12 protein-coding genes and 1 pseudogene are annotated in these 16,656 nt (G+C 59.2%); 2 read left to right on the plus strand and 11 right to left on the minus strand.

Annotation, left to right across the window (positions count from 1 at the left end; translation table 11 throughout):
• On the minus strand, positions 1 to 241 hold a 241-nt coding region (locus DRB19_RS11145), incomplete at its 3' end, for an IS630 transposase-related protein (protein WP_245439419.1).
• A 77-nt stretch (positions 242 to 318) separates the two neighbouring features.
• Between DRB19_RS11145 and DRB19_RS31085 the strand changes: the two are divergent.
• Positions 319 to 540 (plus strand): annotated as a pseudogene (locus DRB19_RS31085) (amidohydrolase); the annotation flags it as partial.
• A 139-nt stretch (positions 541 to 679) separates the two neighbouring features.
• Here DRB19_RS31085 and DRB19_RS11155 read toward each other — a convergent pair.
• From DRB19_RS11155 to DRB19_RS11175, 5 genes are all read right to left on the minus strand, one after another.
• On the minus strand, positions 680 to 1,933 hold the full coding sequence (locus DRB19_RS11155; protein WP_174799930.1) for a DUF305 domain-containing protein: 1,254 nt from the start codon (positions 1,931 to 1,933) through the stop codon (positions 680 to 682).
• An 81-nt stretch (positions 1,934 to 2,014) separates the two neighbouring features.
• On the minus strand, positions 2,015 to 2,413 hold the full coding sequence (locus DRB19_RS11160) for a response regulator (protein WP_114186119.1): 399 nt from the start codon (positions 2,411 to 2,413) through the stop codon (positions 2,015 to 2,017).
• 104 nt (positions 2,414 to 2,517) lie between these two features.
• Positions 2,518 to 3,147 carry a response regulator FixJ gene (gene fixJ, locus DRB19_RS11165; RefSeq protein ID WP_114186120.1) on the minus strand — a complete coding sequence of 210 codons (630 nt, stop codon included), beginning with the start codon at positions 3,145 to 3,147 and terminating at the stop codon, positions 2,518 to 2,520.
• The gene (locus tag DRB19_RS11170) at positions 3,137 to 4,663 is read right to left on the minus strand and encodes a PAS domain-containing sensor histidine kinase (RefSeq protein WP_114186121.1); all 1,527 of its coding nucleotides are present in this window, start codon (positions 4,661 to 4,663) and stop codon (positions 3,137 to 3,139) included. The genes fixJ and DRB19_RS11170 overlap by 11 nt, the downstream gene beginning before the upstream one ends.
• Positions 4,664 to 5,465: 802 nt before the next feature.
• A protein-coding gene (locus DRB19_RS11175; protein WP_373867350.1) for an IS5 family transposase occupies positions 5,466 to 6,235 on the minus strand; the annotation gives its coding sequence in 2 pieces (ribosomal slippage) (positions 5,466 to 5,917 and positions 5,917 to 6,235; 771 coding nt in all).
• Positions 6,236 to 7,161: 926 nt separating this feature from the next.
• Between DRB19_RS11175 and DRB19_RS11180 the strand changes: the two genes are divergently transcribed.
• A complete protein-coding gene (locus DRB19_RS11180) occupies positions 7,162 to 7,572 on the plus strand; it encodes a hypothetical protein (protein WP_114186122.1) in 411 nt (136 codons plus the stop codon).
• 906 nt (positions 7,573 to 8,478) lie between these two features.
• Here the strand turns inward: DRB19_RS11180 and DRB19_RS11185 are convergent.
• The 5 genes from DRB19_RS11185 to DRB19_RS11205 all read right to left on the minus strand — a co-directional run bounded on the left by DRB19_RS11185 (position 8,479) and on the right by DRB19_RS11205 (position 16,424).
• Positions 8,479 to 9,552 (minus strand): ATP-binding protein, encoded by a 1,074-nt coding sequence (locus DRB19_RS11185; RefSeq protein ID WP_114186123.1) that lies wholly within the window; start codon positions 9,550 to 9,552, stop codon positions 8,479 to 8,481.
• An 18-nt stretch (positions 9,553 to 9,570) separates the two neighbouring features.
• Positions 9,571 to 11,340, minus strand: coding sequence for a DDE-type integrase/transposase/recombinase (locus DRB19_RS11190; RefSeq protein WP_162815652.1), 1,770 nt, complete (start codon positions 11,338 to 11,340; stop codon positions 9,571 to 9,573).
• Positions 11,341 to 11,967: 627 nt separating this feature from the next.
• The gene (locus DRB19_RS11195; RefSeq protein WP_162815653.1) at positions 11,968 to 12,705 is read right to left on the minus strand and encodes a TnsA endonuclease N-terminal domain-containing protein; all 738 of its coding nucleotides are present in this window, start codon (positions 12,703 to 12,705) and stop codon (positions 11,968 to 11,970) included.
• Positions 12,706 to 14,319: 1,614 nt separating this feature from the next.
• The gene (locus DRB19_RS11200; RefSeq protein ID WP_114186126.1) at positions 14,320 to 15,339 is read right to left on the minus strand and encodes a hypothetical protein; all 1,020 of its coding nucleotides are present in this window, start codon (positions 15,337 to 15,339) and stop codon (positions 14,320 to 14,322) included.
• The gene (locus tag DRB19_RS11205; protein WP_114186127.1) at positions 15,336 to 16,424 is read right to left on the minus strand and encodes a hypothetical protein; all 1,089 of its coding nucleotides are present in this window, start codon (positions 16,422 to 16,424) and stop codon (positions 15,336 to 15,338) included. Before DRB19_RS11205 ends, DRB19_RS11200 begins: the two co-directional genes overlap by 4 nt.
• Between the last annotated feature and the right edge of the window lie 232 nt (positions 16,425 to 16,656).

Genomic DNA, 16,656 nt, shown 5'->3' on the forward strand with positions numbered 1-16,656 from the left:
TGGCGGGGTGTGCCTCGACGGCTTGGATCAGGAAGGTCTCATAAGGCACCAGTTTGCCACCTCCCGGCGGACGGCCTTGGCGGGCGGGCGCCGGCGAGCCGAACCGCCGCTGGCGCTGCATCAGCTTGATGGCACAGCTGTCCCTGACGCCAAAGTGGCGGGCCGCCGTCCGGCAGGAATGGCCCGCCTCGACGAAGGCTGCAACCCGCATACGAAGATCGAGAGAATAGCAGTGACCCATGATCCACCTCCCGTCCGACGAAGTGAATCACAGATCACATCAACCCAGAACCCTAAGAGTCGAATTTCCAGTCCGATGCTTTAGAAGACGAACGTGTCCACTATGACCGTGGCAATCTCCCTTTCCGCGCTTCGGAAGATTTCGGGCGCATCGGCGCAACTGCGCCGTCGGCGATGTTTTTCCTCGGTGCGGGGGAAAATCATGCAAGCCTGCACAATCCCGGTTATGACTTCCCGGACGAATTGATCGGCATCGGCGCCCGCGTGTTCATGCGAACCCTACGAAACCTGTTGGGATGACGCATCTTCGGCAATGCGCGAGTGGGTCAAGCGAGTTCCTGCCGTTGTCAAGCGTTCACGCATACGAGTAAATCGAAAAAGCGAGCAGCTAGGCTGCTCGCTTTTTCGCTGTCGGATTAAAGGTCGTACTCGCTGGTCCCTAGTGGTGACTGTGCGATCCGGTCCTGTTCGAGCCAACCGCTCCTCCGCTTTCACCCGGGGCTGCTGGGCCATGGGGATGCTCGGGATCGTGAGAATGGGTGCTGATCTCACTGGTCGGCGAAGCGTACTCCCCGTTGGCTCCATAGATGGTGCCGTGTAGCCCCCAGTATCCGGATACGAGCACCACCAAAGCCACGGCGAGACCAGCAGGTACCGTCACGAGATTGCCGATCTTCGGCATGGCGCCGCGAAACTTCACCATGGACGCGGCTCTTGCATCGCGGCAGGGGTCGGCAGCGATCAGGAACAACACCGCCATGATCAGGGCATGTCCCACGAGGTCGATACGTCCGAACGGATAGACAGCGGTGAAGAAGATCACGAGCAGGGACACAGCCGAGAGGCGGCGTACGAGCGGCGTCCAGAGCAGGCCGAACCCGAGGGTGAACTCCGAGACGCCTGCCATCGGGATGAACACGTCCCGCGGCATTCCGAAGGTCAGGAAGGGCTTTTCCTCGACAAGCGGATAGAACCAGTTCGGGTAGGCGAACTTCTCGAGGCTCGACCACATGAGCGCAATGGCGACACCCCAGCGCAGGACAAGGAACCGGCGAGCACGCCACTTTGGATTGTCGGTGGAGGCCAGAACGAGGTAGCCGGCAACGCCGACGCCGAGCGCGAGATAGTCGAGAAGGTGGAAGAGATCGTAGTCACGCAGCGCCACCACCCACAGGGCAATGATGCCCCCTGCGGCGATCGGCATGGTCCGACGGGAGAAGACACAGGCGGCGATGAGCAGCTGCGCCCAGGAAATCACCTCGGAATTCGTCTTCAGGTCCGGGGTCAGGTAAACGCCGCCCACGGCGAAAATTGCGACGAAGAACGCCCCGAACGTCACTCGCATGAAATCATCGGAACGGCTCCAGAGAGGAGATGTCGCCTTGTCGAGAACGCTCAGGGCGCCTTGGCCGACAGGTCTGCGCTCAAGCATGACCGTTGCGATGAAAAAGCCCAGCACGAGGAGGATGCCGGTCCAGAACCACGGGTTTGTCAACGTTGCGGCGACCGGCTGGGGGGCCGCGCCGACGATGTAGGGGGCGAACCACTTCACATGAGCCTCAGCCGGCGCAGAGCTGGCCAGAGCTCCGCCAGCCAGGGTTATAAGACCCATCGCGGCGCGCCCGAGTGGAAATCTTTTGCTTTTCTGTGGCTCACGCGGCGCACGGCCGATCGTGGCGAGCGGGGTATGCATCGTATCCTCGTCGTCTGCTGATGTTCTTGACGGGGTGAGGAATACGCCGGGCCAGACGACGGGGACATTCAGATCATCCCCCTAAGGGGTTTCCCGGAGGTCCGCCGGCACGGTCGCCAGGGCGAGGTGGATGCTGTCCAGGAGACGACCGTCCTGGAGTGGCTTTTCAAGCACGGTCTGAAAGGCAGGGCATGGAGCCTTCCCGCGCAAACGGTGGTTGGCTCGGGACGTGATGAGAATAGCCGGATAGCGGATTTGGCGCTGCCGAAGCTGTCGGACGAGTTCGATCCCGTCCATTCCAGCCACGGCGTCGTCAATCACCAGGCATCCGTGCCGGGGCAAATCCGCCTCCGCCAGGATCTCGGCCGCCCCCTTGTAGAGGCGCACGGACAGGCCTTCGAGCTCAAGGGCGAATTTCAATGAATTTCGGACCGCGTCATCGTCATCCACGACAAGGACGGGCCCAGCATGTTGGGACATGGTAGCGGCCTCATGGGCATCCGGGGTTATGGCGTCACACAGACACTTCGCCTTTTGCCCTAATATGCATGTGGCCCCCGTGGCCCCCAACTCCGGGAATGTCCTTAAGAAGCCCCTGTCCCGTTCACACCCTCAACCAGCAGGGCCATACGGACCAGCTCGGACAGGCTCCTCGCCTGCATCTTCGACATGACGTTCGCCCGATAGATTTCCACGGTGCGTGGGCTGATCCCGAGATCGAACGCGATCACCTTATTGGCCTTGCCGGCAACCAACCCGTCGAGAACTTGGCGCTCGCGCTCGGACAGAGAGTCTAGACGGGCCTGCGCCTGTAAGAGTTCCGGCGTCTGGTGCAGGTTCCTGTCCTGCCGGAGCAAGGCGGAGCGCACCGCCGCCAGGAAGACCTCGTCTTTAAACGGCTTCTCGATGAAATCGACCGCGCCCTCCTTCATGGCCTCAACAGCCATGGGCACATCCGCATGACCGGTCATCACGATCACCGGAAGGATGCTTCCGCGCGCCTTGAGCCGGCGCAGGAACTCCATGCCGTCGATGCCGGGCATGCGCACATCAGTGACGATGCAACCCGCTTCGACGTCCTTCACCTCGTCGAGGAAAGCAGTGGCGGATTCGTGCAGGCGAACAGCAAGCCCATCGGACGCCAGAAGGAACGCCAACGACTTTCGCACAGCGACGTCATCGTCAACCACATGAACGACCGCATCATTCGGCATGCGCCATCTCCTCTCTGTTGACGGCCCTGAGGGTGAACCGGAACGTGGTTCCCTCCCCTGGCGGCGAAACCGCCTGGATCTTGCCGCCGTGGGACTCCACGATGGTTCGGCAGATGGATAACCCGACTCCCATGCCGTGTTTCTTGGTGGTCATGAAGGGCTGGAACAGGTGAGCTGCTATCTCCGGCGCGATGCCCGGCCCGGTATCCCGTACGCTCACTTCCACCAGCCCGTCCTCCACAGCCTTGGTCGCCACCACAAGTTCCCGGCGCGGCTGGTCCTGCATCGCCTCGATGGCATTGCGGATCAGGTTGAGAAGCACCTGCTGGACCTGAATGCGATCGGCGAGAACGAAAGCTGCGACGGGATCGAAATCGAAAGCCACCCGAATGCCGCGCTCCTTGGCGCCCACAAGAGCAAGCGCGCTCGCCTCTTCGATGAGCTTCGGCAGGCTTTCAATGTGGCGCTCGCTTTCACCACGAGCAACAAACTCGCGCAGATGTCGGATGACCTGCCCAGCGCGCAGGGCCTGATCGGCGGCCTCGTTGACCGCCTCGCGCAGCATCGGGACGGTTTCCCCCTCCATGCGCTCGAGAATGCGGCGGCATCCCTTGAGGTAGTTGGAGATAGCCGTCAGCGGCTGGTTGATTTCGTGCGCAAGTGTCGAGGCCATTTCACCCAGCGCCGTAAACCGCGACATGTGAACCAGTTCGGACTGAAGTTCCTGCAGTCGGGTTTCTGTCTGCTGCCGCTCCGTCAGGTCGCGAATAAAACCAGTGAAGTAGCGCTCGCCGCTGGAATGCATCTCGCCAACGGCCAGCTCCATAGGAAAAGTTGACCCGTCCTTGCGCTGGCCCACCACCACGCGGCCGATGCCGATGATCCTGCGTTCGCCGGTCCTGAGATAGCGCTGCATGTAGGCGTCATGCTGGTCCCGGTAGGGATTGGGCATCAGAATCTTCACGTTCTCGCCGATCACCTCGTTGGGCTCATAGCCAAACAGACGCATGGCGGTCGTACTGAAGGACTGGATCCGCGCCTGCTCGTCGATCACCACCATGGCGTCCGGCACGGTCTCCAGAATGGATCGAAGATGCGCCTCGCGGGACTTCAGGGCCTCTTCGGCCAGAACCCGCTCCGTCACGTCGCGGATCACCATGGCATAACCATTGGCCTCGCCGGCGTGGCCGGCAAACGGTGTAATGGTCAGGTGAGCCGTGAAAACCGTACCGTTCTTGCGCACGCAAGAGGTCTGGATCTCATAGCGGCCCGTCCGACACGCTGTGTCCAGTTCCTGCCCGGGCGCATCCTGGCCGGCATAAAGCATGGAAAAGTGACGGCCCACGGCTTCATCCTTGCGCCAGCCATGAATCCGCTCCGCACCCGTATTCCAGCTTGTGATGCGCCCTGCGCTATCGAGGACAAGCAGGGCAATATCCGCGACCGCTTCGACCAAAAGCTCCGCATCGACGGCCTGAGAATCGGGACGGTCTGCCGGATGAGTCGTATCGGTCATCGCATTTCCAGAGACAGCTATGGCTCGCATCATGCCTGTTCAGCGGGAAACAGGTAGGGCGGGACCCATCGGAACGCAATTGCCTATCAAAATTCCCTGGTCCGCGCGAAGATTCAGTCAGGCTGTCGCCGTCGGCCGAAGTGTCATTCACATGTCGGGTTCGAGCAGCACAGGTTGGTGGTCGGAGGCATGAGGCTGGTGATCGTAGCCGATCCTTGGCAACCCTAGATGGACTTCCCGAAAGGGGGCAGCGCGTGGATAGATCCGGCGGCCGGGTCCGAGTAGGCTCAGGACAGAAGGCCGGAAACACCCGAAGGAAGCGAAGCTGCTAATCCCTGTCGGACGCCATCAAGACTGATCCACTCAAGCCTATGAAATCTCAAAACTTTCTCGTGCTAATCTGATTCTTTTAGTGTCGCACGAATACTTAGGAAATACTCTGCCTGCCGCTACAACTGATTCACACCTCCTATCTAATTGAAATTAATGGGGAATCAGACCTGCGAAAGCAAGTCTTTTCAAAAGCATCGTTCCGCAGCCATCGACCATTGTGACGTGAGTGATTAATCGGGCCAGACGCTCAGTCCGAAACGCATCGTAAGTTCGATGAAAATGAGATCGGGACATGCGACGCCCCCAATCTCCTCTATCTCTGCGGATACGGCAGAGAAGTGCATGCCGGTCTAATTCCGGATCTCCCCGCAGAGCATCCGCCGCTTGCTCCGGTTCCGGATTAAATTCTTTAGATACGATCGCGAATAGTGCCATACGGCGCAATCAATCCTGAACCGTCTAGGGCGTGTCATCGCTTAATCCAATCGAGTGTAGCGGCGAGGCAGAGAATGCCCATGAAGGATGAGGCAGTCTTTTCGTAGCGAGTCGCAACGGCTCGCCATTCCTTAAATCTGGCCCAGAGCCGCTCGACAACATTGCGGTTGTTGTAGATCCACTCGGGGCATGCCACCGGCGCCTCATGGCGCTGCGGCGGGATAGCGGGGCGTGCGCCGATACTCCAGATGTGCTCACGAAAGTCATGGCTGGTGTAGTCGCGATCTCCGACCACCCACGTTGGCACACCCGGCAGTTGCTCGAGCAGCGGGATGGCATGGGGCAGTTCACGCGCCTGCCCAGGCGCGATCCGAAACGCGATGGCGCGTCCGAGACCGTCAGCGATCACGCAGGCCTTGGTGCCATAGCCGCCACGAGAGCGGCCAAGGGCTTCACGATCATCTCGCTCAGCTTGAGAGTTCCTTATCGGCGAGCCCCGGCCGCTTTCTGGTGGGCCCGCACGCTCGTACCATCGAGAAACACCATGCCGAGCTTGATCCCACATTCCTGAACAAGATGCAGCAAGCGTTCCCAGACGCCCGATCGTGCCCAGCGGATGAAGATCTGGGCGGCGCGCCACCAGGGGCCCAGCTCCCCCGGGACAGCCCGCCCCTTGGCTCCGTTCTGATGCCGCCACAGGATGGCCGAAAGGGTGCGCCGCAGGTCCTGCGGTGGGGTCTTGCCTTTCGGCCGGCACGCTTCAATCAGGGGCTCCAGAAGAGCCCATTGTCCGTCGCTGAGCATTGCTCCTCCTCATCCTGGAGGAGCAAAACGCAAGCCGATCCAATCAGTTCAAGCGATAACACGCCCTAGCCTGCGACCATGGAAATATCCTGATAGGATGCGAAGGAGTTTTGTGCGCATCTATGCCTCTGCTCCTCCCTCGAGCGGAGCCAACCTCAGCCTCGCTAGAGAGCATAGACAATCAGGTTATGTACCTAGACTTAGTGCGCCCTCTTCCTGCGTTTAGTCCGGCAACATGTCTCCGACGCTAATTCAGTCAGTAACGCTTCCGCCTCTTCTCGACTCCAAACAGCTCTACCACGTTTCGTTGTCCGATACGGCTTCAATCTCGTATGGAAAAAGCGCCGGACACTGCGGACATCGACCCCAGCAGCGTGCGCTATCTCACCGGTCAACATGAATCTGCGACCGAACTCCTCCACGCTTGCGCGCAACGGACGACGAAGGCCGTTCGACAGCCTAACGAACTCAATGAGCCCTTGATCGAGCAATGAATTGATCATTTCAGAACCTACATTGAGATACTCGCATGCTGAGATTGTCGTTATCGTTGACAATTCTGTCGACCCGCCCGGATTCTTGAATGCCGCTGAAGCCAGCATTTCCTCTACTGAATTCTTCTTCACAAGGACTCGACTAACTAAAACGGTGCGTGAATCAAGTACGCCTTCCACCCTGATAGATCCGGCAAGAAGAGCCGCAAGAGCGGGAATCCAAGGCTTCGGAACTTGTCTCATGCCCTTGACGCATTCTGCAAGGGGAGTGCAGCCACGCGGCCGAACGGACACTAACGGCCCAAGACTGGTCAACTTCTGGCAGAACTTTTCCGTCTCCGACCGGCGGAACCAAGTTCCACGTCCAGCCATCACCGCCGCAGGTCCACTCGCCAACCTGAGTTCACCCATCTTTGCAAGTGTCACCAAGACATGTTCCGGGAGCCCAGTCTTTGCAGTAACATCTCGGCGTTCTTCAAGTCCATTTCGCTCTTCGTTCCAAGCCAGAACTTGGTCCGCCTTCAAGAATACAGGCGATCTCATATTGTTTGGTGCGCGCAAGATCTCAAGCTCAGCTACACTGAAGAGGCGCTTCAATACACATGGGTGTATGTTGCAGCGGTCGGCTGCCTGCCGAAGCGTAAGAAACCCAGCATGCTCTCCACGGGATCGACGATCCGGGCCACGCATTACAATGTCGGTAATCGATCCATAGTAGTTCCGTATCGCATCATCGAGGAGCGCACGAACTTGAGGTGGATTGGCTCTATTGAACCGGAACTTGAACAGCGGGCCAATGTCCCTAAAGACGCCATACACCCCCGTGCGCCTGACCTGATCTGAGCGCAATCGATCGCAAAGCGAGTAAAACGATCGCGGCCAGCCCAGTACTACTCGTGCGCCTCTCGCAAGATCTGATGCACTCCATCCCGTGAAATCGTTCGCTTTCACCGTGCGCCGCGAGAAGCCACCAAGTACCTCATCCTTCACTAGGTAAGAAAAGCGGATGCAAAGGTCCAAAAGATCAGTGTTGCTCCAGTCCGACAAACGTTCGGGGACCAAGCAACGAACCGCTGCGCGGACCTCTGGGTCTGGGTCTACGAGGCCGGCAGCGAACGCACAAGGTTCTTGATCCTCCTCCGCGACGCGTTCAGCCGTGAAGTCACGGAGATCGGCTCCGCAGTGCTCGCACAACTCCGGCATGTGAGGATGGCGCCAACCCAAATAGCGTCCGCATTCCGGATTTTGGCATCGATCAACGAGACAGCCCATTGTCCCCCGATCGAACACGAAGGGGCGAAGCTCCCACATCGCGCGGTGATAAGGTCGCAATGCCAGGGCAGCCGGCGATACTCGCCGGCGGCGGCTTTCTCGGTATGACGCGGGCAGGGGTGTGCTGAAGAACTGGATAAAGGGTGTGTCCCTCCCCTCGAATTCAGTGCTTCGGTACATCCGCCTCTCAACCTCCTCAACGGGGATGTCCAGGAGTCGGGCAAGATCCGGAGCGCGATGCTGGTGGATGATCGGCAACGTCTCCGGTCGTAATGTGTTAATCCGAGCGAGTGTTACGGGTCGCTTGCGCTTAGGCACCATATGATGGGCGCACACGCGCGCGAAATGCCCTAGCAGGCTTTCGTCCCGCTCAGGCGACAGGGGAAACGGAAATGGCTTGATCGGATCATTGCGTCCGCTTCCGGTGCCATCACTCGAAGTAAGCGCAGGAAGGTCGAGTTCAGTCCAAACGGACATTTACTGCCTCCGGATGAGTTTGCTGGGACCGTTCCTAAATGGGTTGGTTTTGCAGACATTAAGTGGGATGGCCCATCCCGCCGTGGCGAGCGCGAGATCTTCACGAGTGATAATCTCGCGCTCGGTCTCAGGGTTAGCCGCAACCCGGCGCGCCATCGGCTCGATCGCATGTCGGACGAGCTTCGAGATCACTCCCGTGTTCGAGCCGGTCACGCCCTCCCACGTTTCCATCGATACCTCCGCGAAACACGCCGGGAGATCGTCCGCTAAAAAGCCGGATTTGCCCTTCGTGATGCCTTTGCGCGCGCAGGCGTCGTCGAGTTTGCCAATGTATCCAAGCATCAAGGTTGACCCCTCATCGGTGGATACGTCGGCAGGGTAGATCAGGATTGGCGGGCGACATCGATTGCGGATCTCCCGAGACATACAGAAGGATGCCAGCAGTTCCTCGGTACCAATGGCAATGATGGCGAACTGCGCGCGGTTCGCGACCGACTTGAGCGTTCGCAGCAAATAAACCGTGTGATTGCTGGCGCTCTCGTCTCGCTTCACGATATTGTGCATCTCATCAATGAACACGATGTCAGTCGGGCGGAGCGTTGCAAAGTGTTCCATTCTGGTGCGCTTCTCCTCCACTGTTCCGTCTTCGGGGAAGTTGCATCCAAACCCCTTGAGGAGATCGGAGAAGAATGTCTTGAGCACCGTCCCAGGTCGGAGTTCGGCGTATACCGCTGGGACCGTCTTGTCTGTATGGCCTTCGCGGCGGCGGATGCACTCGACGAAAGTCTGTGCGTTCGTCGTCTTTCCCATTCCGGACTGGGCAATCACTGGCTGGATCAACGCGGGATATTTGGCGAGCCCCTCTCCGGCTGCAACGCCACGCTTGCGCAGATAGAATCTCGCCCTCGCTACCTCGTCCCGCATCGTCTCGAACGTCTGGTGCGCCTCAACGAGTCGAGGGTGCATGAAGCAGATAGTCTCGAAAGTAGCCTGAAGTTCTCCGATTTGGCGCCGCAGTTCGCGCTCCTTCGGTTCCATGATCACATCATCGATATCGATGTCGAGAAAGTCCATTCGGGTTTCCTTCTCTTATTACTCTCTACTTGGACACCCGCCGCGATTAGGCATGAGAGTATTGAGCCCATTCCTGCCATTACGTGCTGGCTCCGAAACTTGCGTATCCTCTGGGGTTGCTCTTGCTGTGCTCCCCCACCCGGGACCAAGATTGTTCATGAAGGCCTCAGGATCTGGGACCTTCAGCAAGGTGTCCCAATCCTTCTGCGGACGTTGGGCTGGGCTATTATCACCGGCTGGGTCGGGCTGATCACACTGCTTAGCCTTGATCGCAGCCTGCACCTTCTTATGCCGTATCGCCGCCTTTTGTGCCTGTGCTGCCTTCTTGCTACGGTGTTGTTTGGGCGGACGGCCCCGGTCTTCCCGCTGGCGATCAAGATCGACTGGGAGGGCCAATGGCCGGGCACGTCCGTCAACGGATGACGGGGCTTCCTCGAACTTGACGATGTTTCGCTGGAGCATACCCAGGTCAGCGAGTTTTTCGCGTAGACGATGCTGGTTCAAACGAGCCTCGACCTGACGCGCGGGGACAGCCTTCTCCATCATCCTGCAAAGTTCATTGCGCGTGCGGGCCCGATCAGCGGGCGAATGGAACGCCTTGTTCGCGGCCTTGTTGGCGGCCTTCATGGCCTCATAGACGTCCTCTGGCAGATCCCGCACGTACTCAGCATGATCGGCAGCAGCGTTGATTGTCACGAACCGGTTGCGCCCTTCGACGTATAGATTGAAGTGGTCAATGTTCTCGGGGTCAATCGTGCCCCACAGGCCGCTGGCCTTCGCACTCCCGGCCTTCCGTTGGCTACAAATTGGCTCACCACGCGCCAGTTCCGGAAGGAGCCAGTTCACGATTGATTGGTCGTGATAGCGGACGCCGTTGCAGACGAGCCCGGCCTTGTCGAGGGTGATGTCTTTCTTAACCCGTCCCAAAGCTGCCTTGAGGTAGGCAATGTTGTCGACCACCGGGATATGGCGTCCTTCCGTCTCCTCACGCCAAGCCTGAAGTGGGGCCTTGCCGATCGCAGGATGCGGTTCCATTTGGTACACATCGCAGATCGCTTTGAAGAGATTGGCCTCGAATTCCTCAGTCGATGCCGTCTTCGTCTTGGACGGGTCATAACCCCAACGGCGCAGAATGTGGGCAGGCAGTGGTACGCTCCCCGCCGACCGGTGGAAGCACAACTTATTGATGGTGTCGAAGATCTTCTCCCCGATCGCTTTGGCCTGGGGATTTCGCTTGCGCGGCCATTCCACGCCAGTTCCTATCAACTTCATCCCTTGTCGGAATGACGGTCCCTTGTGCGCCCATTCATGGTCTACGACAATCCGAGTGGCCTTTCCATACGCCTCCATCCCGTTTTCGAGATGGGCGAACTTGTCCTTAATCCAGTTCTTGGGCTGGTTGATGCGCATGACAAGCTCGGTGGCGGTCGACGTGCACGGCCGTCGATAGGTTACGAAGCATGCCAGGATTATCCGGGTGAAGACATCGATCGCCAAGGTCACCCAGGGGCGGCCTCGAACCAATTTTCGTACTGGATCGTAAATCACCCAAGCGTCTGACTTGGTGTGATCGAAAATGACGATCTCGAGCGGCTTCGTGGCGATCAGGCCTTCACCGACAGCATGCCATCTCTCCACCGCCCTCGCCCCGCCCCACTTGGTCATCCAGGTGTCGTAGCACTCAACTTCCTTGATCTTCTTGCGAATGGCGGTATCGCTCGGGCGCTGGCGCTTTCGAGCCTTCCTATTGGTCCGTTTCCGCCGGGCATCGAGATAGTCGAAGACCACATTGATGCGGTTGACTGCCTGCTCGGGCGTACGGGTGTCGAGCGACCAGTACCAAAGCGCCGCTGTTTTCAGAGCCTTGTGGTATCCGCCGTCCCGGCGTGGCGCCCGCTTTCCCTTCCCCCTCCGATCGATCATTTCCTCGGGCGGGCGGTGTCCCAGGACGCCACGTTCACGCGCCCAGCGCGCGACCGATACGCCACCCGGAATCCAGTAGCTGTACATCCTGAAATCCGGGCGCTGCGACACTTTCCGGACCCAGCGGTCCATGGCAGCCTTGCTTTGCGACGTGTGCTTTGGCTCGGCGTCCCAGGCGTCCAAGTAGGCTTTCCTGACCGCCTCGTCCGGCTTCATAGGGCCCGGCCTCGGGTCCTCGCGTCCCGCTTTGCGAGCACGGTGGCCTTTGCCTTCGAATGGGAGCCGGCGTAATCTTCCCTCCTCGTGCGCCTTCTCGATCGCCTCCCACGACGTCGGCGGCAGTTCAAGACGGTTAGTCCCTTCATGACGCAACACGTACGTTCTTTCTCCAGGGCGCAACTCCTCGACTATCAGGGTTTCGGAAGCGCGCCCGTCCTCACTTGTGAACTCAATTCGGTCACCTGCTTCGAGAATGTGAAAACGCGTCATGGCTTACCTCGCCGGAGGGTTCTCAGGTCGTTCGATCTTCCTGTGAAGCGGCCTATGGCCCGGCCGTGATGACGCGAGTGTCCGGGGAACGAGGGTGACGATGTTGTCGAAGCAGAAGGGCAGGCGTAAGTCGATCTCGACGATGCGTCGCACCATCATTGCCTTTAACAAGGCGAACCCGCGTTGCCACCCGCCCAGCGTCTTGGCGGCCGCACCGAGTGTCGTTGCTCCGCCAACGGCTTCTATGTGCGATCGCACGGCAAGCATATCAGCCAAGGGTACGGCGAGCTTCCCGTCGTCGTGCATATCCCGTATGTTCCGAAAGACGACTTTCGGCAGGTGAATGTCACTTTCCTCAAGGATCTTGAACGTCCAGCCGAGCCCCTCGCAGACATAGCGCGCGAGGTCCAGTTTGAGCTCGTAGCGTGGATCTCTCGCTATTTCCTCCCTGTGCTTCTTGATTTCGGTAATCTGAACACTTCCATCGGCTCGATCCTCGTAGACATCCGGGATGTACTCATACGTTTCGTCATCGACGGCGATCTCGATCCTGAGCGGCTGGGCAAGAAACCACACGACGGCCGTATCGGTTTCGCACACCCACATGTAGTCTCGCTCCAGCCGGCTTTCCCATGGCAGGCTCCAGCCCGACTTAACAGATGGATACTCCCCGGTCCAAACCGTGTTGCGCAATCCGATGATCGTCCGGATTGGGCCGCCGTCATCGGAGACGTAGATCATGGCGAGTTGCCGAAGCATCGAGTTCCAACTCGTGGGACGGTACTGAGACATGACATCCCTCGCTCACGTCGCTGTACAGGCAGAGTATCCGCGAAGAACGAGCGCGGCCTCCATCCAGGTCGGGGTCGGCTAGCGTTGCGTCGGTCGTGAGAGCACGGGGTTGATCAGCGATCGTGCGCGGTGCCCCGCGTTGGACTTAGCAAGATCGCGGACGAGCGACTGTGTGTCGTATTCTGATTGCGTCTTTGGGCCGAGCCACGTATCCGCGGTAAGCCAAGCAGATGATGCGTTGTGGGGCGACGCCATGGTGCAGCTTCTCGAGTTCATCGTCATATAGCCCGCACTGTCGATGAGTGAAACTCGGACGGCTCCTATTGTCCTAGAGATCGGATCTATTCGCGCTTCCACGCATGGTCGAAACACACGCTTCCCAATGCGTAGCAGGAGATCGGACGCTTCTGTAGCGATTTCGTCCTGAAGCACTTGGACTCCTCTGCTCGCGATCTTCACATCTGGGCCGTTGTCCACATCCCAGTTCCTATAGTTTCTGCCAAGTCGCGACCTGCGGGCCGATGAAGCGGCCTCGGGGCAGCGCGTGTTTCCATCACCGGGATTATCGCATCGTTTCTGTCTAGCCGTTGCTAAGAAACCGCCTGAAGTCATCCGATCGATATGAGACATAAAAGGGCTCCAATACAATCGCCTAAGTGGGCCGGAATTTCACACGGTTTTCGTGCTGCCTGTCGCTTAGGTCTCCGTACTCAAGTTTCCAAAGCAATTGCACAGTGTTGCTCAAATAAGGGCCCCGTGGTCCGACTGGGCGCCTGACCACAACTCTTGCGTCACTCTATGGGTAGGCTATTCCTCGGTATCGAGAAAGCGCTTTTGTAGGTTATAGCCACTCATCTGTCCGCAGCGTCCAGTGTACGGCGCGTAGTCAGTGGCTTATAGGCGGTCTATCTGTGCAACCCTGCTTTGAACTATATGCGTGAATAGAAGGACATGATCCTCGCTCTTCGATAAGGAGGAGCTTAAACTTAAAGTTCGCGTTGGCTAATTCTGGATTAAATTCCGGAACCAGTATGTGACCTTGGCAATATGTTCGTAGGCTTGGCCATGGCTAGATTCGGTCTTGCGGAGTCCTTCGGGCCTGTCACGCGTGCAATCCTTGTTTTAGGAATGACAGCCTACAGGAATCCCTTAAGTGCTTCGGGAGTTCTTTTCCGCATATTCGGTGACCAAGCACCTCGATAGTAGTTTTTAGCAGTAAATAACGTTGCGCTCGACGCAACGAGACGCGGCGGAATGCCGCACTCAATGGTAAATGAAGCGCACCTTCATAGACAGGCGAAGGTCGTTGATCAGATCAGATGACAGCAACTAATGAGAACCGCTTAACGAACGGATACTTGGTATCAGATCCCTTTGACGGCACTTACTGATCCGATGCACCCATAGTGTTCCTGAGGAGCTACGCTGGAAACGGGATGGGAAAACGAAATCATGGCTCCCCCGGCGTCTTCCTTTGATGATCCATCCCAGGAAAATAGGGAGCGGCAATGATCGCGAGCGCGATGAGAAGCACCGCCGAATAAGGTGGCCTAACAGACCTTATCACTCCGCTCCGTGGCTCCTTGCACAATCAAGAACGGCGTCCCGCCGCCCTGCCCGAAGGGCTTCCCATGGGGTGTCTCCGTCCATTACGCTGTCCGGTGTCAGGAACCATTCCAGTCGCATCCAGGAAGCCCTGATCGGCATGGCGGAGAGGATCTTGCGCATGTCCAGGATTGTCGTCGGGTTTTTCAACTGAAACGCCGGGTAAACCGTGCGGCCGTCCATGTCGACAGCAATCAGGTCGCCCGCCTCCGTGTACCGCCGCAACTCTGGAAGGCTCACGCCGAGCCAGTCGGCCACCAAATCCTCTTCCAACACGCCGCCGGCCTGTCGGATCAGCCACTGCTTGCGCTCGGCGGCATCACAATGCTTAGTTGAATTATCGCGGTAGCTCTGCCGCAGCAACATCTTCGGTGGCTCCTCTCCGCTTAGGAACCTTACTATCGCCCGACCATGCCACAGGGCAGTCTCGACGGACGACTCAAGACGCTCCGGCCGAGTATGGTCCGACAGCGGCACGAATGCGTCATCGGTTGCTAGCGCGGCGAGCCAGCCCAGCGCCGCCCAAGCGAGCGTGAGATCAATCAGTGTCGGCTCCGGTGACATCTCGGCGGATGCCGCGAGGGCTGTTGCCGCATTGCAGGCGAGTGTGATCATGCTCGCGCGCTGCCCGAGGGCTGCCGCGTAGACGCTGCACCGCAGCTTCCCCTCATGGTCGTCCTCGGGCAGCGCGAGCATGAGCATGTCGATGCTCTGGGCTAGCTTTGCACCGAAAACACTGGAGCCTTCCAAGTCGTTGAGCAGCTCCTGAAATGGAAGGACCGCCCGGCGCTCAGGTGTGTCGAGCCGCTCAAGACGGCCGATCTCGCTCTTGACCCACTCAAGGACGTCCTCACGGATGTTGTTCTCAAAGAAGGGCATGAGGCGCAGCAGTTCGTCGGCAGACGGGATCGCCCGTCCGGCCAGGATGTCGCCCTGGCGGGTGTCGCAGGCACGGATTTCACCCATTCGATCTGTCATGGGCCACTCCTCGTTGGAGGCATACGCATGAACTCGACGAGCATCTGCCCATAGTGTCTCGCGGTATCTTCCGGCGCGTCGAAACGGATAGGTCTCGGTTGGCCCGCCAGCGCTGGGTCACCTGCCGCCACCTCGGCCAGCCAGCCCAGCGCCGTGGCGATCAGTTGATAGTCGGCCTTGGGCGGCGATTCGGCCTCGGCTGGAACCAAAGCAAGTGAGACTGCCGTGCTCGCAATGTCGACTTTGGCCTCCCTCACCCCGAGCGCCGCCCGGTAATAGCTGCACCGAAGCCACCCCTCGTGATAGGCCGTGGGAAACGCGAGCATCAGCCGATCAACGATTGGACGCAAATCCCACTGGGTTGAGGTTCGAATGCTTGCCACCTGTCGCAAGTGCCGGGCGTGATGGATGATCGACGCTTCGCAGTCATTCCAGTCGTCGGGTTTGTATCCGTCACGTTCGATGCCACCCAGCAAGCGCCCGGCGTAATGGCGCATGTCCTCGTGGAGGCTACCTTTGAAGAAGGGCATCCCGCGCAGGAGTTCGACGGCCTCGGGCCATGCCCTTCCCACGAGAATGTCCCTCATGCGTTCCGGAGGATCGTTCGCTTGCGGCGGAATGGAAGCCGGGTGTCGTACGAGGCTATCAGCCTCCACGGGTGCCGCTTGGCGATCGGTACCCGTGTCGGCATCCAGATCAGCCGACCCGCCGGGCGTCCATCGGCTTTCCTCATCCGTCGGGAGCGGATGTGCCCCGAGCCTGCTCAGATACACCCGGCAGCGGCGCTTCTCGGTGAGCGCCCAAGGCGGCAGGGCATCCACCACTTGGAGAACAAGCCCGACCAAGTGCTCGTCAGCCGTGCGGGGATCCCTCGCGCCATCCCGCAACGAACGGAGCGCCATGAGGTATCCTGGACGGTTCCAGCTTGGGTCCGGCTCCTCCGCCTTTCGCCGCAACATGCGCTCCACCCAGATGCACATATCGGCGCGGATGCTGTCCCAGTAGAAGGGCAATCCGGCTTCGAGTTCCAAGGCTTTTGGGAGCCTTCGCCCCGCCCGGATGTCCCTAATGATTCTGCCGTTCATGGAGCCTCCCTTACGACACCCAAGGCCTGATCCCCGTAAACCGCCCCCTGAGGTCCACCGGGACGTTGCGAGCACGACAGTGTCCGAGCGCATGGATAGGCCTCGGACATGATCCAGATGCTGGACGTGCGGCTCACGCGTTCAATCCCGGGGATCAGCAAATGCTCCGAGGCCGCGCCAACCAGGCAGGCTGTCGGGAACCGCGCTTTGCTCCGGATGTCATAACCGGGCC

It is taken from the genome of Microvirga aerophila (assembly GCF_003332305.1).
Lineage (GTDB): Bacteria > Pseudomonadota > Alphaproteobacteria > Rhizobiales > Beijerinckiaceae > Microvirga > Microvirga aerophila.

Coding starts and splice junctions, on each gene's coding strand:
- DRB19_RS11195 (WP_162815653.1), bottom strand. CDS start 12,705: ATGATCTACGTCTCCGATGACGGCGGCCCAATCCGGACGATCATCGGA.
- DRB19_RS11160 (WP_114186119.1), bottom strand. CDS start 2,413: ATGTCCCAACATGCTGGGCCCGTCCTTGTCGTGGATGACGATGACGCG.
- DRB19_RS11170 (WP_114186121.1), bottom strand. CDS start 4,663: ATGACCGATACGACTCATCCGGCAGACCGTCCCGATTCTCAGGCCGTC.
- DRB19_RS11205 (WP_114186127.1), bottom strand. CDS start 16,424: ATGAACGGCAGAATCATTAGGGACATCCGGGCGGGGCGAAGGCTCCCA.
- DRB19_RS11180 (WP_114186122.1), top strand. CDS start 7,162: ATGTTCCGGGAGCCCAGTCTTTGCAGTAACATCTCGGCGTTCTTCAAG.
- DRB19_RS11155 (WP_174799930.1), bottom strand. CDS start 1,933: ATGCATACCCCGCTCGCCACGATCGGCCGTGCGCCGCGTGAGCCACAG.
- DRB19_RS11200 (WP_114186126.1), bottom strand. CDS start 15,339: ATGACAGATCGAATGGGTGAAATCCGTGCCTGCGACACCCGCCAGGGC.
- DRB19_RS11185 (WP_114186123.1), bottom strand. CDS start 9,552: ATGGACTTTCTCGACATCGATATCGATGATGTGATCATGGAACCGAAG.
- fixJ (WP_114186120.1), bottom strand. CDS start 3,147: ATGCCGAATGATGCGGTCGTTCATGTGGTTGACGATGACGTCGCTGTG.